15 protein-coding genes are annotated in these 22,199 nt (G+C 54.8%); 2 read left to right on the top strand and 13 right to left on the bottom strand.

Annotation, left to right across the window (positions count from 1 at the left end; genetic code table 11):
- Position 1: 1 nt before the first annotated feature.
- From ilvN to dctP, 13 genes are all read right to left on the bottom strand, one after another.
- Entirely contained in the window at positions 2-493 is a 492-nt protein-coding gene (ilvN, locus tag F608_RS0100565; protein ID WP_022663667.1) for an acetolactate synthase small subunit, read from the bottom strand.
- A 53-nt stretch (positions 494-546) separates the two neighbouring features.
- Complete coding sequence (ilvB, locus tag F608_RS0100560; RefSeq protein WP_022663666.1) at positions 547-2,238, bottom strand: biosynthetic-type acetolactate synthase large subunit; 1,692 nt, start codon at positions 2,236-2,238, stop codon at positions 547-549.
- Positions 2,239-2,318: 80 nt separating this feature from the next.
- Positions 2,319-3,986 carry a dihydroxy-acid dehydratase gene (ilvD, locus tag F608_RS0100555; RefSeq protein ID WP_022663665.1) on the bottom strand — a complete coding sequence of 556 codons (1,668 nt, stop codon included), beginning with the start codon at positions 3,984-3,986 and terminating at the stop codon, positions 2,319-2,321.
- 234 nt (positions 3,987-4,220) lie between these two features.
- The gene (gene larB / locus F608_RS0100550) at positions 4,221-4,973 is read right to left on the bottom strand and encodes a nickel pincer cofactor biosynthesis protein LarB (protein WP_022663664.1); all 753 of its coding nucleotides are present in this window, start codon (positions 4,971-4,973) and stop codon (positions 4,221-4,223) included.
- Positions 4,974-4,986: 13 nt separating this feature from the next.
- Positions 4,987-6,156 (bottom strand): ParM/StbA family protein, encoded by a 1,170-nt coding sequence (locus F608_RS0100545; RefSeq protein ID WP_022663663.1) that lies wholly within the window; start codon positions 6,154-6,156, stop codon positions 4,987-4,989.
- Between the two features lie 163 nt (positions 6,157-6,319).
- Positions 6,320-6,844, bottom strand: coding sequence for a (Fe-S)-binding protein (locus tag F608_RS0100540; RefSeq protein ID WP_022663662.1), 525 nt, complete (start codon positions 6,842-6,844; stop codon positions 6,320-6,322).
- 98 nt (positions 6,845-6,942) lie between these two features.
- Complete coding sequence (locus F608_RS0100535) at positions 6,943-8,355, bottom strand: dihydrolipoyl dehydrogenase (RefSeq protein ID WP_022663661.1); 1,413 nt, start codon at positions 8,353-8,355, stop codon at positions 6,943-6,945.
- Between the two features lie 341 nt (positions 8,356-8,696).
- Entirely contained in the window at positions 8,697-9,476 is a 780-nt protein-coding gene (locus tag F608_RS0100530; protein WP_022663660.1) for a LutC/YkgG family protein, read from the bottom strand.
- Positions 9,477-9,484: 8 nt separating this feature from the next.
- Complete coding sequence (locus F608_RS0100525) at positions 9,485-10,924, bottom strand: LutB/LldF family L-lactate oxidation iron-sulfur protein (RefSeq protein ID WP_022663659.1); 1,440 nt, start codon at positions 10,922-10,924, stop codon at positions 9,485-9,487.
- A 2-nt stretch (positions 10,925-10,926) separates the two neighbouring features.
- Positions 10,927-11,664 carry a (Fe-S)-binding protein gene (locus tag F608_RS0100520; RefSeq protein WP_022663658.1) on the bottom strand — a complete coding sequence of 246 codons (738 nt, stop codon included), beginning with the start codon at positions 11,662-11,664 and terminating at the stop codon, positions 10,927-10,929.
- Positions 11,665-11,689: 25 nt separating this feature from the next.
- Positions 11,690-13,024, bottom strand: coding sequence for a TRAP transporter large permease (locus tag F608_RS0100515; RefSeq protein ID WP_022663657.1), 1,335 nt, complete (start codon positions 13,022-13,024; stop codon positions 11,690-11,692).
- Complete coding sequence (locus F608_RS0100510; RefSeq protein WP_022663656.1) at positions 13,021-13,524, bottom strand: TRAP transporter small permease subunit; 504 nt, start codon at positions 13,522-13,524, stop codon at positions 13,021-13,023. Before F608_RS0100510 ends, F608_RS0100515 begins: the two co-directional genes overlap by 4 nt.
- 27 nt (positions 13,525-13,551) lie before the next feature.
- Positions 13,552-14,598, bottom strand: a complete 1,047-nt coding sequence (gene dctP / locus F608_RS30265) for a TRAP transporter substrate-binding protein DctP (protein WP_022663655.1) — start codon at positions 14,596-14,598, stop codon at positions 13,552-13,554.
- A gap of 431 nt (positions 14,599-15,029) precedes the next feature.
- Between dctP and F608_RS0100500 the strand changes: the two genes are divergently transcribed.
- Positions 15,030-19,322 carry a translocation/assembly module TamB domain-containing protein gene (locus F608_RS0100500; protein ID WP_022663654.1) on the top strand — a complete coding sequence of 1,431 codons (4,293 nt, stop codon included), beginning with the start codon at positions 15,030-15,032 and terminating at the stop codon, positions 19,320-19,322.
- On the top strand, positions 19,319-22,189 hold the full coding sequence (gene bamA / locus F608_RS30260; protein WP_022663653.1) for an outer membrane protein assembly factor BamA: 2,871 nt from the start codon (positions 19,319-19,321) through the stop codon (positions 22,187-22,189). Before F608_RS0100500 ends, bamA begins: the two co-directional genes overlap by 4 nt.
- Positions 22,190-22,199 lie beyond the last annotated feature (10 nt).

Raw genomic sequence — 22,199 nt, 5'->3', positions numbered from 1 at the left:
ATTATTTCACCTTTTCCCTTGCCAGGGCAATGGAGCCTGTACTGGCCACTTCAATGATGCCCATGGGCTTTATCAGGGAGATAAAGGCCTCGTGCTTTCCCTTGTCGCCGGAGATCTCTATGGTGTAGTGGTTGTGGCCCACATCCACGATCTTGCTTCGGAATATATCCACGATCCTCAGGATTTCCGCCCGCTTATCCGGTTTGGCATGGACCTTGACCAGTGCCAGCTCCCTTTCCACGTAGTTGGTCTCGGTCAGGTCCGTGACCGTGATGACGTTGATAAGTTTGTGGAGCTGCTTTTTAATCTGTTCGATGATGTGGGCATCGCAGTTTGTAACCATGGTGATCCGGGAGACCTCGGGATCAAGGGTGGAGGCCACGCTCAGGGAGTCGATGTTGAATCCCCTACCCGAAAAGAGACCGGCGATCCTGGAGAGCACCCCGGGTTCGTTGTCCACCAGGATCGAGAGTATATATCTGTTTGTTTCCATTTATGATTTCCTTATAATCAAAAGGCTGTGATTTCTCAAATCTTACTGCGCATTTACACCAGCAGCATTTCCGTAAGGGCCCCTCCGGCAGGTACCATGGGATAGACCGACTCTTCCCGGTCAACGATGAACTCCATGATCACCGTACCCGGGGTGTCGATTCCCAGGGCCAGGGTCTCTTGAACCCGGGCAGGATCATCACATCTGAATCCCTTGGCACCGTATGCCTCGGCCAGTTTGACAAAGTCGGGGGAGTTTTCCAGGGGAGTGGAGGCATAGACCTTTTCATAAAAGATCTCCTGCCACTGCCGGACCATTCCCAGAAACCGGTTGTTTAAGATGACGATCTTCACATCCAGACCGGATTCAATGGCGGTCATGAGTTCCTGGATATTCATCTGAATGGAGCCGTCGCCGGCGATGTCCACCACTGTTTTGTCCGGACATGCCGCCTTGGCGCCGATGGCTGCGGGCAGGCCGAATCCCATGACCCCCAGTCCTCCGGAGGTGAGAAAATGGTTGGGCCGGTCAAAGTGATAAAACTGGGCCGCCCACATCTGGTTCTGTCCCACCTCGGTGGAGATAATGGCCTCCCCTTTGGTGACCTCATATAATTTTTCCACCACAAACTGGGGCTTGATGACCTTGTCTTCCTGCTCATATTTAAGGGGGGTGGTCTGTTTCCATTCTTCAATCTGGTCCAGCCAGGCTTTTCTCTCCTTTATCAGATTCTTGGGGTCTTCCTTTTCCAGAAGCTGGAGAATTCCCTCAAGAGCGGTCTTGCAGTCCGCGACAATGGGGCACTGGACTTCGATGTTCTTGTGGATGGAGGTGGGGTCGATGTCGATCTGTGCAATTTTGGCATGGGGGGCAAATTTTTCAATATTGCCCGTGACCCTGTCGTCAAACCTTACCCCGGCGGCCAGGATCAGGTCGCAGGTACCGATGCTCATGTTGGCCCTGAAGGTCCCGTGCATGCCCAGCATGCCCAGCCAGAGCGGATGGGACCCGGGAAATGCCCCGAGGCCCATGAGGGAGCCCGTGACCGGGATCTCGGTCATCTGGGCCAGCCGGGTGATCTGTTCCGAGGCCCCGGAGGAGATCACCCCGCCGCCGGCGAAAATCACGGGTTTTCTGGCGTTTTTGATCATGGAGACCACCTTTGCCAGCTGTTTTTTATTGGGTTTGTAATTGGGTTTATAGGAGCGCAGCTGGGTTTCTCCGGGCATTTGAAACTCGATCTCCGCCTGGAGGATATTTTTGGGCAGATCCACAAGAACCGGGCCGGGCCGGCCGGACCGGGCAATGAAAAAGGCTTCCTGGATGGTGGCGGCCAGTTTGTCCGGATCCTTTACCAGGTAATTATGCTTGGTGCAGGGCCGGGTGATGCCCATGATATCGACTTCCTGGAAGGCGTCGTTTCCGATGAGGGCCGTGGGGACCTGGCCGGTAAAGACCACCATGGGAATGGAATCTGAATGGGCCGATGCCAGTCCGGTGATGGTGTTGGTGGCTCCGGGGCCCGAGGTGACCAGGGCCACGCCGGTGGTGTCATGGGTCCGGGAATAGCCGTCTGCTGCATGGACCGCGGCCTGTTCGTGGCGGACCAGGACATGGCGGATGTCATCCTGTTTTTCCAGTGCGTCATAGATATCAATGGTGGCCCCTCCCGGATAACCGAATATGGTATCCACCCCCTGGGCTTTGATCATTTTAATGAGGATTTGCGCCCCGTTGAGTTTCATCTTTCTCTCCTAAAAGAAGTTAAAAGTTATCATTAACAATAAATTTATTTTGCAGAATAATCCGTTTCCAGGCTCCCGGGCTATTTAAAAACTGCGCCCTGGCCGGCTGAACTTACCTGCCGGGCGTACCTGGCCATATACCCTTTCTTGATTTTGGGCTCAGGCTTTTTCCATTCTTTGAACCGCCTGGAGATCTCATCCTCGGAAACCAGGAGTTCAATGCGTTTCCCTGGAATGTCGATTTTGATCTCATCTTTTTCTTTAACCACGGCAATGAGCCCCCCGTCTGCCGCTTCAGGGGAGACATGGCCGATGGAGGCTCCCCTGGATCCCCCTGAAAATCTTCCGTCGGTGATCAGGGCGCAGGTGGCATCCAGGCCCATGCCGGCAATGGTGGAGGTGGGGGTAAGCATCTCCCGCATCCCGGGCCCGCCGGCCGGGCCTTCATACCGGATCACGATGACATCCCCGGGCTGGATTTCTCCGCCCAGAATGGCCTGGGTTGCGGCCTCTTCAGAGTCAAAGACCCGGGCCGGTCCCTGGTGGACCAGCATCTCTTCCACCACGGCAGACTGCTTGACCACGCATCCTTCCGGGGCCAGATTCCCGAACAGGACCGCCAGACCTCCCTGGGCATGGTAGGGAGATTCGACCGGCCGGATAACGTTCCTGTCCTTGATTTCAACGGTTTCCAGGTTTTTCCCTAGACTGGAGCCGGTTACGGTGATGCATTCGGTATCCAGCATATGGTGGTTGTCAAGCTCCTTCATCACGGCATGGATACCGCCGGCATGGTTGAGGTCTTCGATATGGTCGGGTCCGCCCGGGCTCAACGAGCAGAGATGGGGGGTTTTTTTGCTGACCTCGTTGATCAGGTTCAGATCAATGTCGACGCCGGCTTCGGCGGCAACGGCCTTGAGATGGAGCACGGTATTGGTGGAACAGCCCAGGGCCATGTCCACGGCCAGGGAGTTCATAAAGGCCTTCTGGGTCATGATCCTGTCCGGGGTGATTCCCTTTTCAAGCAGTTCCATGATCTTTATCCCGGTTTCCTTGGCCAGCCGTATCCTCTGGGACATGGGTTCCGGAATGGTGCCGTTGCCGGGCAGGGCCATGCCGATGGCCTCGGTGATGCAGTTCATGGAATTGGCCGTGAACATGCCGGCACAGGACCCGCAGGTGGGACAGGCACAATCTTCGATCCGGGCCATTTCCCGTTCACTGATTTTCTTTGTCTGGACTGCGCCCACGGCCTCAAATACCGAGATCAGATCGATTTTTTTATTTTTATCATCCGGGTGCCTGCCGGCCAGCATGGGGCCGCCGCTGATGAAAATGGCCGGGATGTTGAGCCGGGCCGCGGCCATGAGCATCCCGGGCACAATCTTGTCGCAGTTGGGCACCATGACAATGGCATCAAAGGGATGGGCCATGGCTGTAACCTCGATGGAGTCGGCAATGAGCTCCCGGGATGCCAGGGAATAGTGCATGCCGGCATGGTTCATGGCAATGCCGTCGCATACGCCGATGGTGGAAAACTCCATGGGCGTCCCGCCGGCCATGGAAATCCCGGCTTTGACGGCCCGGACAATATTGTCCAGGTGCATATGACCCGGGATGAGTTCGTTGGCCGAATTGGCAATACCGATCAGGGGCTGGGAGATCTCCCTGTCCGTATAACCCATGGCCTTGAGCAGACTCCTGTGGGGGGCTCTTGCCACCCCTTTTGTTGCAATGTGGCTTCTCATGTTCCTGCCTCCATAAACCAAGAAAGCCGTTATCTGCCCCCTGGGGGCTGATAACGGCTTTTGAATTAAACTTTCGTTTTATGCCACTAGGAGCCCCGTCGTCTGGAGGTGTCAAGGACCACCTCCACGATAATGAGCACTAGTAGTATGTTAATCAGATTCATATTCATAAATAATTCACTTTATCTAAAGAAGATTTATTATATATAAATTTTTAAAAAGTCAAGCAGAAAATCAACATGATACGTGATTGATGGAAGATGCCATATACCCGGCCCCAAATCCATTGTCAATGTTGACCACGGCAATGTTGGAGCTGCAGGAGTTGAGCATGCCCAGAAGGGCGGTCATCCCGTTGAAACTGGTGCCGTAGCCGATGCTGGTGGGAACGGCAATCACCGGTGCGCTGACCATGCCGGCCACCACGCTGGGCAGGGCCCCTTCCATACCCGCAGCAACGATGATGACACTGGCCCCGGCAATGGTCTGCCTGTGGGCAAAGAGGCGGTGGATGCCGGCCACGCCCACATCATAAAGGGTCTGGACCTCGTTTCCCATGGCTTCGGCCGTCAAAGCCGCCTCCCTGGCCACGGGAATATCCGAAGTGCCGGCGGATATGATCAGGATTTTTCCGAACCCCGTGATTTCGGGCTTGGTGTTCCGCATTCTCAGCAGGCGGGCATCTTCAAAGTATTCGGCCCGGTTGAACCGCTCGAGGACGGCTCCGGCCTTTTCCGGGTTTATTCGGGTCACCAGAACCTGGTCCTCATCTGCCATTCTTTCCAGGATGCCCAGGATCTGATCACTGGTCTTGCCCTGGCCGAAGATGACTTCCGGGAATCCCTTGCGAAGGGATCTGTGATGGTCAATGCAGGCAAAGTCAATGTCTTCAAAGGAGATGTTCTTGAGCTTGTCCTGTGCGTCTTCCACGCTCAGACTGCCCTGGGCCACCCGGGACAGGAGGGTCTGTAAGGTTTTCTCGTTCATCTGCTTGGACCAATCATGATTTGTTCTGGCGTCTGAGCCAGGCCAGTCCTTTTGCCTGTCCGTTCCGGTTTTGGGAATCCCCCGGCTCAGAAGGGGGCGGGGAGGGGGGGGCTTTGTCCGGTGAGTCTGGGGAAGCCGGTTTTTCGCTGGGTTTTGGCTTTGATTCCTGTACGGATCCCCCCCATTTGTAATGACCGAATTTACAATAGCCCTGGACGTTGTTGAACCGTGCGTCAATGTTCTTTTTGATGGGGATGACGTTCCCGTCAACAAGGGGGGAGAGGTATTCGGCAAGGGGAATGCTCCCGCCGCCGGAGAGTATAATGGTGTCCATGTCCCAGTCATTTTCCCAGAGCCGGTTCAGGTCGGAGGCAATGGCCGATGCGGCATGGGTGTACACCCGTTTTTTCAGGTTGGTGATATTGTACTCCCGGCCTTTGATCTTGACCATTCCGGATTCAATGAATTTAAATATCCGGTAGAGTTCGATATTGACGCCGCTTTCCTGTCTCAGCTTGTTGGCAATGACGGAAAAGCACTTGGAGATGCCCGTATCCATGGTGGAGGATCCCCTCTCAATATACTGAAGATGATCAAAGATTGAAAAGTCCGTTGTCTTGAATCCAATGTCCACCACACCCAGTTTCTGCCGGGCCAGATTTTTGTCTTTTATTTTACCGAATTCATCAAAGATGAGGTTGAAAATGGAGCCAATGGGCTGGGGGATGACATGGATCTTATCGATGTGGATCTGGCGGGTGGTGTGGCTCCCGTCTGCGGAATGAAAGGAGATCTCATGGACCCCTTTTATCACCTCCTTGAACCGTCTGGAATCCCGTTTTAAAAATCCCACGGGCAGGCCCGTGACCACGTTGAGGGGGCCTTCGGTATCACTGCAGATCCCGGCGGCAGTGACGGCCATGATCTTGACAAAGTCTTCAATGAGTTTTTCCTGGTCCAGGGTGTATTCGGTGATGCTCGACTGGAGTTCGGCATAATTGCCCAGAAAATAGGATTTTCCGTCCAGGCTGATGTGCAGACTGGAGGTGGAGGTATCTTCCCCTAAAGAGGATCGGAACTGGATATCCGTGGCATCGCCGATCAGGGACTTGAAAATTACCGAATTTTTCCCGTTATAGGCTTTTGTGAACCCGAAACCCACATCAATGCCCAGTATTTCCATAATTATTCCTCCTTGTGAGTGTTCAACAGATGGAAGGCAGAACTTAAAGTCGTAGATACCATTAAGAAACAAGGAGAGTCAAGGGGTATCAGTCTTTTGAAGGGGGCCGGGGCACTGAAAAGTCTATGAATCCTGTTCTTTTTTATGATAAATTTATCCCGGCCTAGAGATCCAGGTTAAACTGCCCCATATATTGGGTCAGTTTTTGATTTTCCTTTTCTTCCATTTTCGGACAGTCGTCCGGTCCTTTGGCCCCTTCAGCCACTTTCGTGGCAAAAACCATACAGGTCGGCTCATTGCATTCCCGGCAGTTTGTCTTTGGCAAAAGTTTTAATATTTCAATGATGCCCGGTTTTGGCATCCCAATGGTGCTGGGTTGGATATGCTCTTTTTCGGCCCATGCATGGTTGATTTCATTTTTCAGCCACTCCACGATTTTCCGGGCTTCAGTCTCGTCCTTTAAGGCATTGACTGCAATTTTTTGGCCGTGAACCGTGATCATTTTTCCCTGGGCCTTAAAGGTGACTGCCGGCGGATCCAGCAGAAACTCAAAACCGCCGAGAACGGAGTTCAGATAGGGCAGGCATTCACTGACATCCTGTTCAAGATGGGCATAGCAGTGGACCCCCCTGGCATCTGCCTGGCATTTTGATTTGAATATCTCCAGGGTATACCCTTTTAAAAGCATGGATTTTCCTCCGGCGGTATCTTCAGACTTCTTCCCCTGTTCAAACTAAGATCCGGCTTCCATCAATCCTTGGTGCGGGTGTCAACGTAAATATAGATCTACTTGACAATGGACTCCCCGCATCTGGAGAATTCAAATTCGGATTTGGGCATCTGGGATTGCTTGGCAATACTTCGCAGGGCCGTTCTCAGTGCCTCTTCAAGAACCGGATGATAAAAAGGCATGGCCAGGGTGTCCTGGGCCCGCATTTTGTTCGCGATTGCCCAGGCAAGCAGATGTGCCATATGTTCCCCGGCCGGTGCAATCATTTCCGTCCCCAGTAGTCTTCCATCCTTTTTATCACCGTAAATATGGATCTTTCCCCGGTTCTGCCCCATGATCATGGCTCTTCCCTGGTGCTCATAATCGGTTTCTCCGGTCACAAACTCAACCCGGTTCTTTTTCAGGTCTGCATGGGACTGCCCTGCCACACAGATGTTGGGGCTGGAGAAGGTTATGTTCAAAGGCGTCCGTTTTTCAAAACATTCGACGTCAGATGCCGTGGCATTATACCCGGCAATTCTTCCTTCATCTGCGGCTTCATGGAGAATCGGTCTAGTTCCGTTCACATCCCCGGCAATAAAAACAGGGAAATCTCCCAGCTGCAATGTGGTTTCATTGAAAATGGGGATGCCTTTTTCATCCAAATGAACCCCCAGTTTCTCAAGGCCGAGATCTTTAAGGACAGGGCGCCTTCCCATGGCCAATAAAATACGGTCAACCGTCCATGAATTGCCGTTAGATTCGATTTTCAGCCGGTTGGAGCTTTCTTCCAGAATATCAAATGATCCGATTTGTATATTGAGTTCATCGCTAAAACATTGATGGGCATAGGTTCGAAGATCAGGATCGGTCAGACCGCCGATGGCATTCCGCCTGATCATGGCCACCACGTCAATATTTAACCGGCTCAATGCCTGGCCCAGCTCGATACCAATGGGTCCCAGGCCAAACACGGCGATTTTCCCGGGAAGGGTCTCAAGCTCGAAAAAAGTATCCGTATCCAGAAGGTAATTGCTGAATTTTTTCCATGCATCCGGTATAAAAGGCTTTGAGCCCGTGGCAATGACAATTTTATCCGCCTGGATTTTTTCATCCCCCAGGTCAAGGGTATGCAAATCAATGAATCGACCGTTTTTGGGGATAAAATGATCCTTCCAGCTTTCCATCCCCCGGATAACACCACCGGAAAACCGGTCCCGGAGACTCCGGACATGGGCCATTACCTGTTTGTAATCCGGAGTCTGCATTTTTGAACGGCTGATGCCGTATCGGTCGAAAAGGGTCTGTTTGTGAAATGTATTGGCCACTTCGATTAACGCCTTTGACGGCATGCACCCGACCCGGGCACAGGTTGTGCCCAGAATCCCCCCGTCAATGACCACGTAGTTGTCGGTCTTCTTGGCAACTTCAGCCCGGGCCGTAAGACCTGCGGTTCCGGCACCGATTATGGCGACATCATATTTTTTCATCCTGATCTCTCCTCCCTGAAAACAGATCCTGGTCCCACCTGGTTTGAATACGGTTTTAAAAATCCGCCTGTTTCTTTGGAGTCTGCCGCTGTCAGAGTTGCAGGATCAGGCGAATTGAATTAATTTCCCGGAAAAGTCCCAGTCGTTTTGAACACCTGTCATACCTGACAAGACCCATCCCGGATCGCAGTTGCACGATATCCATGACACTGGAAAGCGACTGCTCTCATCTGTAAACATATACTTTAAGACTATACTCTGGATTTTTCAAGACCGTGGATTCCAATCCGGCATCCTGATCTGTCTGATTTAATGGTCTTTGGGGGGATCCCAGGGCCGGCTCAGCCGGTGATCACATAGAGATAAAGAGCCCGGGGGCCGTGGGCGCCGTGGACCATGACCAGTTCGATATCGGCGGTTTTGCTGGGCCCTGAAATAAAGACCATATGGTGGGGCAGGGGGGTGTGGGCCGGATCCCATTTGAGCAGAGCGTAAAGATCTTTTAGATCTGTAAGGATCTGTTCCCGGCGGATGACAGCCACGTGGATGGAGGGGACCAGGGAAACCGAACGGGCCTCTCCGGGACGGGATTTCATGACCAGGGTGGCCGTGTCGGCCAGGCAGAAGTCGGCCGAGGTCACCCCGATATAGGCGTCGATGACCCGTTCCCGGATCCTCGCTCTCTGCCCGGCCCGGTCTTGATTATTGTTTGTATCAAAGGCGGCCGTATGCACCGGCACACCCTGGTCTTCCAGTGCCTTTGAAAGGTCCAGGGAGTTGATCAGGGGATGGTCCCATTGTACCAGGCTCTTTTGATCCCCCCATTCGGGACGGGTGTCGGCCACCAGCCGGACAATGGCTGCGGATGCCTCTGCCTCGTCCTTTACCGGGATGACATTCAGGTTCAGGGGTTTCCCCTCCTGGATGAGGCGGTTGAGAAGATCTTTTTGTTCTTCCTGGCTCCTTGATTGAACGGCCTCAAGAAGGCGGGCCTGATCCGGAGGAACCGGAGTCCGATTCGAAAAAACAGCAGATTTTCTTTTTTCTGCATTCTCCCGGGATATTCCCAGGGCATTGCGGATATTCTGAATAAACTCTTCTTGGTTGCTGTCTGTCTGCATGCTCTTTCTCACCGCTTATTGGAGTTGAGTTTTTTCCATTGGTCCCGGAAAGGGGTTTTGGCAATGGGCGGGATGTCCCGGGTCTGGGTCCAGCCCTTTGCCGGACCGGGCATGGAGGAGATCATCTCCTTGTTTTTGGGAAAGATCTTCTGACCCAGAGCCCCCAGTTTCAAAAAGAGGCGGTAGAGTCCGGGGTGATTGACCAGAAATGCCCATGCCCGGTAGACCCCTTTTTCCGTCCGACTCACAGGAGTGACGTCCCAGTCGGGGTCTCCGTCGGCAAGCCTTGCCCTCAGCTCCCGGAGCATCCGGGGAAGGTCGATGTTCACGGAACAGGCCTGCTGGCAGGCGCCGCAGAGGGATTCGCCCAGGCAGAGGTCCTTGGCCCGGTTAATGCCGACCATAAGGGGGGTCAGCACGGCGCCGATGGGGCCGCAATAGGTGGAGCCGTAAGCATGGCCGCCGATCTTGCCGTAGACCGGGCAGGCGTTGAGACAGGCCGAACACCGGATGCAGCAGAGGATCTCCCTGAATTCCGGATCTGCCAGTATCCGGCTGCGCCCGTTGTCCAGGATGATCAGATGGAACTCTTCCGGGCCGTCCGGGAATTCCGGTCCGCCCGGCCCGCCGATATAGGTGACGCAGCCCCCCAGTTTCTGGGCCGCGGCCCCCCGGGAGAGCAGCCGGAACAGGATCTCGTGGTCCTCTAAATTGGCCACCACCCGTTCCATGCCCATGACGGCCACATGGACCCTGGGCAGGGTCGTGGACATTCGAATATTTCCCTCGTTGGAGACCAGGGTGATGTGTCCGGTTTCGGCACAGGCCAGGTTGCAGCCGGAGATGCCCATGTCTGCGGACAGAAATTTTTCCCTCAGGGCCTTGCGGGCCGCATGGGTCAGTTCCGGGGGATTTTCCGTGTAGGGGATGTCCAGTTTTTCAGAAAAAAGTTTTCCCACCTGCTGGCGGGTCTTGTGGATGGCCGGGGCAATGATGTGGGAGGGGTGTTCCCCGGCCAGCTGGATGATGTACTCGCCAAGGTCGGTTTCGTTCACCTCCATGCCGGCCGCCTCCATGGCGGGATTGAGCCCGATTTCCTCGGTGACCATGGATTTGCCCTTGACCGCCTGGCTGACCTTGAAGGTCTTGGCCAGATCCAGGCAGTAATCCACGGCATTCCGGGCAGTCCGGGCGAAAAAGACCTTGCCTCCGTTGCTGCGGATGTTGCCGGCCAGGGTTTCCAGCAGGATATCCAGGTTGTTCACGGCATGTTCCCGGATCTCGTGGGCTTTGAGGCGGAGATCGGGGCCTTCGGCAAGGTTGCGGTAGGCTGCGGCGGTTCCGGGTCCGAGCCGGCCCTGGACATTGGCCAGGGCAGACTGAAGGGTCTGATCCTTCAGGGCCTGGGACGCGCTTTCAATATATTTTTCAGTGGTGATTTCCGTCATGTTCAGTTCTCCTGACCGGCCAGCAGCTGGGCAATGTGCATCACCCTCACCGGATGATTGTTCCGGTTCAGGTATCCCTGGATATTCATGAGGCAGCCCATGTCGCATCCCACAACGGTATCGGCCCCGGTATCCAGGATGTTCTGCACCTTTTCCGCCACCATGGCCGTGGAGATGTCCGGATATTTCGTGGAAAAGGCACCGCCGAATCCGCAGCAATGGTCGGAATTCTTCATCTCCACGAACTCGATTCCCTTGATCTTGCGGATCAGGGACCTTGGCTGTTCCTTGATTCCCAGGGTCCGGAGCAGATGACAGGAGTCGTGGTAGGTGACCTTGCCGGTATGGGCGCCACCCACATCCTCTATATTGAGGATATCCACGATAAACTCGGTCAGTTCAAAGACCTTTTTTCCCACGGCTTCGGCCCGTTCAAGCCAGACAGGGTCATCCCGGAACAATTCCGGGTAATGGTGGCGGACCATGGCCACACAGGAGCCCGAGGGGCAGACAATGACTTCGGAATTTTCAAAGACCCGGATAAAATGTTTTGCCGCTTTCCTGGCCTCTTTCCGGTAACCGGAGTTAAAGGCGGGCTGACCGCAGCAGGTCTGGTCTTCCGGAAAGTCCATGGTAAATCCCAGACGCCGGAAAAGTGTGACCATGGCCTCTCCGGCTTCCGGGTACATGCCGTCCACAATGCATTGGATGAACAGCGTAATATGCTTGGGTTGTGTCATTTAAACCTATCCTGAATAAAACCTGTCATTTGATCAAATGGCTGGGCAGCCAGGTGATCAGAAGGGGAAAGAGAACACAGAGCAGCAGGGCCAGAACCTGCATGCCCACAAAGGGCAGAACCCCCTTGTAAATATCCGTGGTTTCGACCTCCGGGGGAGTGATTCCCTTGAGATAGAAGATGGAGTATGCAAAGGGAGGCGTCAAGAAGGAGATTTGGAGATTTACCATGACCAGTACCGCAAACCAGACCGGATCAAACCCAAGCTGGGCGGCAATGGGACTGATCAGGGGGACGATGATAAAGACAATGCCCATCCAGTCGATGAACATCCCCACGATAACCAGCAGGGCCATGATGGTGAACAGAATTCCCCATTTGCCAAAGGGCAGGTTGAGAAAGAGGCTGGAGATCACATCATCCCCGCCCAGGGCCACAAATACCGATGAAAAAAAGGACGCCCCGATGGCGATCATGAGAATCATGCTGGTAATGGTCAGGGTCTGGGTGCATGCCTCTTTCACCGTTGAAAAGGTCAGCCGCCCGTAACAGGCCGCCAGAAAGATGCTGGCCGCCACACCGACCGCTGCCGCTTCCGTCACAGCCGCGATTCCGAAAAAGATGGATCCCAGAACGGAAAAAATCAAGAGGGCCGGGGGAAAGACCGAGGTCGCCAGGAGCATAAGCTTTTTGGAAAGCGGAACGTTCCGCTCTTCTTCGGCCATGGGCGGACCGTCCTGGGGCCTGAAATAGCACCGGACGGCGATATAGATCATATAGAGCAGGCTGAGCAGAATGCCCGGCACCAGGGCCCCCAGAAAAAGCTTGCCCACGGAGATCCGGGCAATGGGGCCGTAGATAACGATCATGATGCTGGGGGGGATGAGAATCCCCAGGGTGCCTCCGGCACAGACACTGCCGCAGGCAAGGGACTTGTCATAGGACTTGCCGAGCATGGCCGGAAGGGCCATGAGACCGATGGTCACTTCAGAGGCTCCCACCACGCCGGTGGCCGCGGCAAACAGGGCGGAGATGGCAATGGTACTGATGCCGAGCCCCCCGCGCATGCCCCCCCATAGGAGGTGCATGGCCTGGAACAGCCGTTCAGCCACCCCGGATTTTTCCATGAACACACCCATGAACAGGAACAGGGGCACGGCCAGAAGGGTATAGTTCTTCATCAGCCCGAAGAGGCGGGTGATAAAGAGACCGAAAATGTCCGGTCCCATATTGGCAAACCCGAAGATCATGGCCACCCCGCCCAGGACAAAGGCCGTGGGAAACCCCAGGAAAATGCCGGCAAAGAGTCCGCCGAACATGAAAAGGACCAGGAGTTCAGGTGTCATCAGACTCTCTATCATTGGGCTGCCTCTCCTTTGATCAATACCCGGAGACTGCGGCAGAACTCTGCAATTCCCTGGAGCAGGAACAGGCCCACACCGATGGGCATGACCGTTTTAAAGGGATAGAGAATGGGCTGCCAGTATCCCTGCATGGAGCGCTCCCCCATCTGCCATGAAAAGGCCACATAGGGGAAAAGGGCATAGAGAATACCGATCCAGAGCGGAAAAAAGAGCAGCAGATAGAAAAAGACATCAATCCCTGCCCGGGTTCTCGGGGAGAACCTTCCGTAAAAGATATCGATGCGGACGTGCTGACGGTGCTTCAGGGTATAGGCCTCCCCCATGAGAAAGAAGGTTCCCCCGATCATATAGCTCAGGTCAAATGCCCACTTGGTGGGCGCCCCGAACAGGTACCGGGCGCAGATTTCATATCCCAGAACCAGTGTCAGAAGGATCACCAGCCATGAAATGGCCCGGCCCGTGAGTTCGCTTATCCGATCTATGAGTGTAAAAAACATTGGATCAACCGTAAACTGGGGTTTTCCTTATTCGTAATCCGGGGTCATCAATTTCTTGTAGCTGTTATACCCGGCTCTGAATGTTCTCTGGGACTTGAGCACCTTGGCAAAGAAGGGGTCTTTTGCCGCTTTCTTATCCATGAGGGCCTTGGCGGTTTTTGCCAGTTCCTTCTGGATTTCAGGGCTCAGGTACTGGATCTCAACTCCTTTTTCCTTGAAAAAGGCCATGGCGTCGATGTCTTTGTCGATACAATAGGTAAGCATTCTCATGGTTACCGCCTGGGCTGCCACCTTGACAATCTCTTTCAGATCTCCGGGAAGTTTTTCCCAGGACTTTTTATTAATGGTAATGTCAAGAAAGGTACTGGGCTGGTGGATACCGGGAACCAGAAGGTACTTGGCGGTTTCATGGAAGGATAAGTCCTTGTCCATGGAGGGGATGCTGAACTCACCGGCATCCAGGACGTTGCGCTGGAGCGCCTCGTAGATCTCGCCGGCCGGGAGCATCATTACGGATGCGCCGGCTTCGGAAAGGATTTCCCCCCAGTATCCCGAGGTCCGGAACTTGAGTCCCTTGAAATCGGCCATGGTTTTGATGGGTTTGTTGGACCAGGCCAGGTTCTCCGTGGGAAGAATTCCGCAGGGGGCGGCATACCCCAGTTTGTAATTTTCATAGAGTTCATTGTACAGGGCCATGCCCTCATCCTGGTAAATCCAGGTCAGATAGGGTACGGCATCCATTCCAAAGGGGATATAGCCGAAAAGGGGGGCCGCAGGCAGTTTGCCCATCTGGTAGGCCGGAGAGCAGTGGGCCACATCAATGGTTCCCATGCGGACACCGTCGGTGATTTCCAGGGCTCCCATGAGAACGCCGGCTGCATAGCTTTTGATTTCAAGGCGTCCTCCGCTCATGGTGTTGACGCTGTTGGCAAATTCATCTGCCGCCCACTGGACCATGGTGCCTTTGGGCCAGGATGAGGCCATTTTCCATTTGATGGGTTTTTCCGCAAAAGCGCCGTTTCCCGTGACCAGGCTCATCAACAGAACCAGGATCATCCATTTGAATGCTTTCATTTTTACGCTCTCCTTTGGTTTTTTATATTGGCTGGGGGAAATCATGCATTTTTTCGCAAGACGAGGTTCCGACTTCAATATAAATTAATTTTATTCAATAATACTAAAAAATACCAAAGGAGCGCTCTTACCACTTATATGGTTGAGTTGTCAAGAAATCCTGTAATTTTTTGGTCCGACCACGGGCGCAAACCAGATCATATATTTTTGTTCAGTTGACACCTTCTCTTTAAGTGCTTAAATCTTGGAACGGACCCGTGCCCTGCCTAGGATCAGGGACAAATGCATCCATTTCCCATTTTACGAAGGCCTGACAGGGAGAACCCTGGATTTTGAAGGGTCTTCGACGTAAAAAGTAAAGTGAGCCTCCTGGTGTTTCCATGAAAAGACCGGGATTGTTTTCTCTATCCAGAGGAAGTAAAGGAAAACCATTGTCCAGACAGGTAAAGTTAATTTTAACGGCCGCAGGGCTTTTAACCGGAATTTTAATTGCCCTTTTGTGGGGCTTGGCTGTATTTTTTGATTCTCCGGCCGGTCAGCGGTTGATAACGGAGCAGGTCAACCGGCATATCCCGGGCAGAATCTCTGTCGAATCCGTTGACATCAATTTTCTCCAAAGCCGTCTCTCCCTGACCGGATTGGATCTGTACGGCCCAGGGGAAAAACGGCTGGCCCGGGTGAACAAGATAGAGATTACCCTTTCCTGGCACCGGCTTCTGACAGGTCAAATCCATATCCTGGCAGCGGAGATGGATTCACCGGCCCTTGATATCACCTCTGCCCCGGACGGAACCCTGGACCTGGTTGCGGCCCTGACGGACGGAACACCTTCCAATGGCTCCGTTGGACCGTCTTTTCCGGTGAACCTGTCGGTAGACGCCTGTACCCTTACCAACGGCCGCCTGACACTGGCCCTGCCGGCCGAGGACATCCAGGCAAACCTTTCCGGGATCGATATCCAAATTAACGAATTCAATTTGAACCGCGGGGCAGCGACACTGGCTGTGGATATCCGGCAGGGAAATCTGGAACGGGCGGATCAGGTTTTCCCCCTGGAACCATTTCGGTTCCAGGCCAGGCTGGCAAAGGACACCCTGTCCCGGATCTTTGCCAGTGCCGCTGTCAGCGGAATGGATGTGTCGCTCACCGGTCAAATATCGGATCTATCCTCAACGCCTGTCACTGATCTTGAGATTCGGTCCCACATAGACATTTCAAAGGCCGCAGACCTTGCGGCCCGGGTCTTGCCGGGGCTGCCCGATTTTCTTCACCCCCTGAACCGGCAGGGCCCCAGGGGGCGGATGGATTTGGAAATCGCGCTGAAAGGGTCCCTGGAGAATCCTGAAGTCCGGCTGAAAATGGATTCGGAAAAGATTGAGGCCCAGGGGCACAAAATCGATGATATCCGGCTGGAATGCCGGTTATCCGATGGGAATCTGCTTCTGGGGCCGGCCACGGCCACAACCCGGGCAGGGCGCCTGGCCCTGGACGGCCGGCTGGACCTGTCCCGGGTGCTTCCCAAGGGGATAGGGGCTGTTTGCCCGGAGCAGCTGGGCTATGATCTTGTCCTGTCCTTCCCGGGACTTGACCTTGGAATGGCGGCATCGGCCGGGGCCGGGATCCGGGGCAGGGCAGGGGGGAGGATAAGGCTTAGGGGAACGGGAATTTCCCTTGCAGACCTGGATGCCGGGATCAAGGCAGATCTGGATCTGGAAGGCTTGCAGGCGCCGGGCCTGGCCATGCCTGTGGACGGACCGATGGCGGTATCCGGCAGGGTCCGGGGAAGGATTCTGGATTTGGATCAGGTTTCTGTGAAAGTTGCCGGCGGCCGTTTGCAGGGGGCCGGGCATTTGGATCTGGAAGCCATGACCCTTGACGCAACCGTTGAGGCCCTGGTGGAAGATATCGGTATCCTGGCGCCTGTGGCAGATGTCCGGGGAGCCGGCCGTCTGGAAGTGGATGCCCGGCTTCATGGTCCGGTTGCCGGTCCCGAGGTCCGGGCAACCCTATCCGGTTCCGGGCTCTCCGTCCGGGGGATTCTTCTGGGAGATCTGAATGCCCGGGCTTTCCTGGACCGGTCCGGCAGGGTGGCCCTGGAACAGGCCCAGTTGTCTGCACAGGACTTTCGCCTGACAGCCCGGGGCTGGATGGATCTGTCCCGGACATTGCCGGATGGGTCCATGGACTTTCCTTTGGAGATCCAGACCCGGCTTGAAAACGCGGATTTGAATGACCTATTTCCTGAAACCGGCCTTCAGGGCAGGGTAAACGGTGAGGTCTCTGTTCACGGGACCTTTGCCGCACCCCTGGCCAAGGCCCGGATCCGGGCAGGGGATCTTTATTATTTGCCCGGTAAGGAACAGACAGGGGCCGCAGATGCAGGGGAATCCCGGGGAAGTGCAGATCAAATCCGGATGGGGAATCTGGACCTGGCCGCGGACTGGCAGAAGAATACCCTGACCCTTTCCCGGGTTTTTCTCGTCATCGGGAAATCCACAATTTCCGGAAAAGGGGATCTTCGGTTCCCCGGGGCCGGGGATAAAACTTCCCCGGAAACAGAGCCGGCCATCAACCTGAAGCTTGCCGGAACCGATATCCGGGTCCAGGACTTTTGGCCCGGGTCAGCCGGCAGCCTCTCTTTGGACACCAGGATTACCGGCAGCCTGAACCGCCCCCTGGGAAGGCTTCACCTGGAGGGAGAGGATATCCTGGCCCAGGGCCGCACAATCCATAAAGTCGTGGTGGATATGGGATTCACTCCGGATCAGGTCAGTCTGGACAGGGCAAGAATTTTCACAGGTCCGGGCGGGAGCCTGGATCTCAGGGGCAAAGTCTTCCTGGCGGACAAAGGGCTTGATCTTGGTCTGACAGCCCAAGCCTTTGATCTGAGCCAAATCTGGCCCTATGAATCAATCCCCCTTGAGGGAGTGGCGGACTGGGATTTTGATATCCGGGGGACCTGGGAAAATCCCCTGGTAAAGGGAAGGCTGGCCGCCCTTGATCTGTCGGTCCGGGGTCAGGCCCTTTTGGCCTTGGATTTGAGCCTTGGGATCAAGGACCAGAGGATAACCTTTAAAGGAGATGCCGGCCCCAGGATCCAGGGCAGCTATGACCGGGTCTCGGGACTGCTTGCAATTGACCTCTCTGCCGGGGCCCTGGAGCTGTCTCCCTATTTCAGCCTGGCCGGGCTGGAGGGATTTAGCGGGAAATTGACCGGAAAAATTCAGGCCAGGGGCCCCATAACTTCACCGGAACAGATCCGGGCCTCGGCAGAGGTGGCGCAACTGGCCGTTTTTATGGATGAAAAGGAAGTCGCCTCAATGGAGAATGGGTCGGCATCTGCGGAGAACGGTTCCTTCCGGCTGCTTCCGGCCACGGTTGTGCTGGGAAAATCCGGCCGTCTCCATGTGGAAGGCCGCGGCGGATTCAAACAGAGGCTGGATATGAAGGTCTCAGGGGAGATCCCCCTGGAAATAATTTCTCTCTGGACCGATACCGTCACCGACCCTTCCGGAACGGTACAGGTAGAAGGATCGGTCACGGGACCTTTTTTCCATCCGGCGGTCCGCGCAGATCTCCGGTTCCAGGATCTGGCCATGACCTTGGCAAATGTGGAACAGCGGCTTCAGAACATCCGCGGGCATATCCGTCTTGACCCGCAGACATTGAAAGTGGAGCAGGTGAGGGGTTCTCTGGGCAAAGGCAGTTTTGATTTGGGCGGCAGGGTCGAATTTGCCGGTCAAACAATCCAGGATATGGACCTCTCCCTTGCTCTCCAGCAGATGCCGGTTGCCGTGCCGGAAACCATGGATCTATCCCTGAACAGCGATTTAAAACTGACCGGAGCCGGCACTGGCCTCCGGCTGAAAGGGCAGGTGGTTCTTCTGGAAGGACTCTATTACCGGGATGTGGATCTCAACCTGGTGGCCGCTGCCATACGGAGAACCCGGAAGGTTGAGCCCGTGGACTCCCATTCGCTGCCTGATTTTTTGAAAACAATTGCCCTGGAAGTCCAGATCCTCCGCCGGCAGCCCATGACCGTGGAAAACAACCTGGCCGATCTGACAATCAGCCCGGATCTTATCCTCGGCGGCACGGCCGGGGCACCGGTACTCTCCGGCCGGGCCCAGGTGGAAACAGGGGTGATTCGCTATAACCGTGCGGAGTTTGAGGTGAAAAAAGGGGTGATCGACTTTATTGATCCCTACCGGATCGAGCCGCGGATCGACATTGAGGGGCAGACCCAGATCCGGGACTGGCTGATTACCCTGGCCGTTTCCGGCACTCTGGATGACCTGAATCTTGAGTTTTCCTCTGACCCGTCGGAAGCCCATGCCGATATCCTCTCCCTTATTGCCTTCAACAAAACCACACGGGAACTCAGGCTTTCCGATGGCGGGGGAAGGCCGGCACCGGAAGAGATCCTGGCATCGCTCATGTCCGACACCCTTGGGAAAAACATCAAGGAGGCTATGGGTCTGGATGTCTTTGAGGTTCGCACGGGAGAGGATACGGGTGACAGCGCATCCAGGGTCAATGTTACCCTTGGAGCGGAGCTGTCCCGGGAGATCAGCATCCGTTACGGTGTAGACATCAAAGACGGCAAGCCGGTTCAGCGGGTCAACACCACCTACAGGCTTCTGGAAAATTTTTTGATGAACGGGTATCAGGATACCGACGGCACCTTTGGCGGGGGATTTACATACCGGCTGGAGTTCAGATGATGGATCAAGCCATTGGCAAAAAACGGTTTCACAGATTCTCTTTCAGAATGGGTTTCAGACTCGCAGGCCTTCTGGGCCTCTGCCTGGTCCTGCTGAAAGGCCCGGATGTCCGTGCCGGGTCTGTGCCGGCAGGCAAAGACGGATTAACCGGGCACCCCATTCGTCAAATTGAATTTCAACTGCCGCCGGAGATTCCTTCCCAAGAAGAGTGGCAGAATAGAGCCAAAAATCTGATCCAGATCTCTGTTCAAGATCCCTATGACCCGGCAAAGCTGGCCCGGGCCATTGAGCGGCTTACAGCATCGGGGCTTTTTTCCTCCATCCATGTGCCGGATCCCGGGGAAACCGGCCAGGGGGTTGAACTTTCATTTGATCTGATTCCCTTTGGCAGGGTTAAGGATATCCGCATTTCCAACAGCTTTCCCCTGTTCCGCCAGGAGGTTCTCAACGTGATGACCCTGCATGTCGGGGACGCCTTTTCTGCTGAAAGGCTTTCCCGGCAGAAAGAACGGCTCACTACCCTTTATCAGCGCCAGGGCTTTATCAATCCCCGCATTTCGGTTTCCGCTCCAAAAGATCCGGCAGACGGCAATTATATTGTTGAGGTGGATGTGGAAAAGACAGATTTTTACCGGGTGGACCAGGTCCGGTTCCAGGGGAATCAACAGGTTTCATCGGCCAGATTAAAGCCCAGGACCAGTACCTGGAGATCCTCAATACTGCCCGGCGCGTCCGGACGATTTGTCAAGGGGAACCTGGGCAGGGATGTCAAGCGCCTTACAGACTTTTACCGGGATAAAGGATTTGCAGAGGTCAAGATCAAACCGGATGTCCTCGGCCTGGATGCGGGCAGACAGGTGACGGTTGTTTTTCAAGTTCAAGAAGGGCCCCTTTACCGGGTGCGTTTTAAGGGAAATGCCCACCTGGCATCATCCAAACTCAAACCCCTGCTGGGGCTGGCCAAGGCCGGGAATCTCAAAGGCAGCGCAATGGCAAGGGGGATGCGCAGGATCAAGGCCTTTTATGAGGAACAGGGATTTCCGGACGTAAAGGTATCCCGCCAGGAGGCCATGAAGGAAGGGGACCGGGGGCAGGTCAAGGATGTGACCATCTTCGTTGAAGAAGGGCTGTTTTACCGGGTAATCGGGGTTGAGATCACAGGAAACCGTCAGATCCCCGGGGCAGAGATCCGGCAGAGCCTGCTGACCCGGGAAAAAACTCCCCTTTATTCCGGCGCCTATTCCAAGGAGGAGCTGGATAAAGATATCCGTGCGGTCCGGGCGCTCTACCTGCAGGAGGGCTTTACCCGGGCCCGGGTGGAAAAGACCCTCCGGAAAACCCGGGCAGGGGATATGCCCGATCAGGTCGGCGTCCATATCAATCTTAAGATCCAGGAAGGTCCCCAGACCCTGGTGGAAAACCTCCGGTTTGACGGATTGTCAGTCCTGTCCCGGGATGAGGCAGTCTCTTTTTTACGCCTCACTCCGGGGCAGCCCTTTCGGTCTTATATGATGGAAGAGGATGAAAAAAGCCTCATGGCACGGATTTCAGAGCTGGGATATCCCCGCTGCCAGGTCAAGGCCCGGCCGGTTTTCAATGGGGACGGCACCGGTGTTGATCTGACTTTTACCGTGGCCCAGGGGGAGTACATCCGTATGGGTCAGGTGGTCTTTGTGGGGAATTTCCGGACCGACCCCTCCATACTGGACAGAGAAATGCAGATGGGGTCCAATGATCCCTTTTCCCTGAAAAAACTGCTTGAGAGCCGGAAAAACATGCTGGATATCAATGCCCTGGATACGGTCCGTTTCCAGACCATCGGTCTGGAAAATTCTGGCGGCGAGGTAGATGTGATCGTCTCCGTTGAAGAGAAAAAACCCTATTTTTTTGAAACCGGGGCCGGGTATGACACCGAGCGCCATTTTTATGCAAACTCCACGGTGGGAGATCATAACTTTTGGGGACAGGACCTGGATGTTCAGATGGGAGCGGAAATCAGTCAGATCGGGTACAAGGGTGGCCTGTCCGTAACCAATCCGAGGCTGTTTTCCTCCCGTGTGACATCTTATACCCGGATCTTCGGGGAGGACCGGGAAGAGTTCAATAAAGAGTTCGGAACAAGGACGATAGGGGCGTCCCAAAAAATTTCCCGGTCCCTGGTATCGGATAATTTGACCGGCAGCCTCGGGTTTGCCTACGAGCGGAGGGAGCAGTATCTGAGTACTGACCGGGTGCTGCAGGTCGAGGAACTTGATGCCTATGACCCGCGTCATGTGCTGATTGCCAGTCCGGGTCTGATCCTGCGGACTACAGATTCCTATGTCCGGCCGAAAAGAGGGTGGCTGGTGAATTTTGAAACTGATATTTCAAAGGGCATTGATGACAATCTGGATGACTTTATCCGGTACCGGCTGGATACCCGGTTTTATTTTTCCCCGGCCGATCCCCTGGTCATTGCCCTGCGGGGTGGGTACGGATTTATATCCCCCTATGGCGGCAGCAGCCGGATTCCGGATGACCAGCTCTTTTTTCTGGGGGGGACCGCCAGCGTCCGGGGATTTGACGAAAACCTCCTGCGTTATGATGCCGAGGGCGAGGCCGTGGGAGGACGTGAAATCATCCAGGCCACCATTGAGGTCCGGTATGATCTGGGGCTCAACCTGGAAGGCAGTATCTTTTACGATACCGGCGCAGTCCGGAAAGCCCAAAACCCCGGCGGAACCGATGATTTCCAGAACACCGTCGGCGTCGGGCTGCGCTATATGACACCGGTGGGCCCCATCGGTTTTCTCTACGGATGGAAGCTGGACCCCCATTCCGGAGAGGGATCAGGCAGGCTTCACTTTTCCATGGGGTATACTTTTTGACATTGTTTCC

The organism is Desulfospira joergensenii DSM 10085 (genome assembly GCF_000420085.1).
In the GTDB taxonomy this organism is placed as follows: Bacteria; Desulfobacterota; Desulfobacteria; order Desulfobacterales; family Desulfobacteraceae; genus Desulfospira; species Desulfospira joergensenii.
This window is presented reverse-complemented; position numbering and strand designations above follow the sequence as displayed.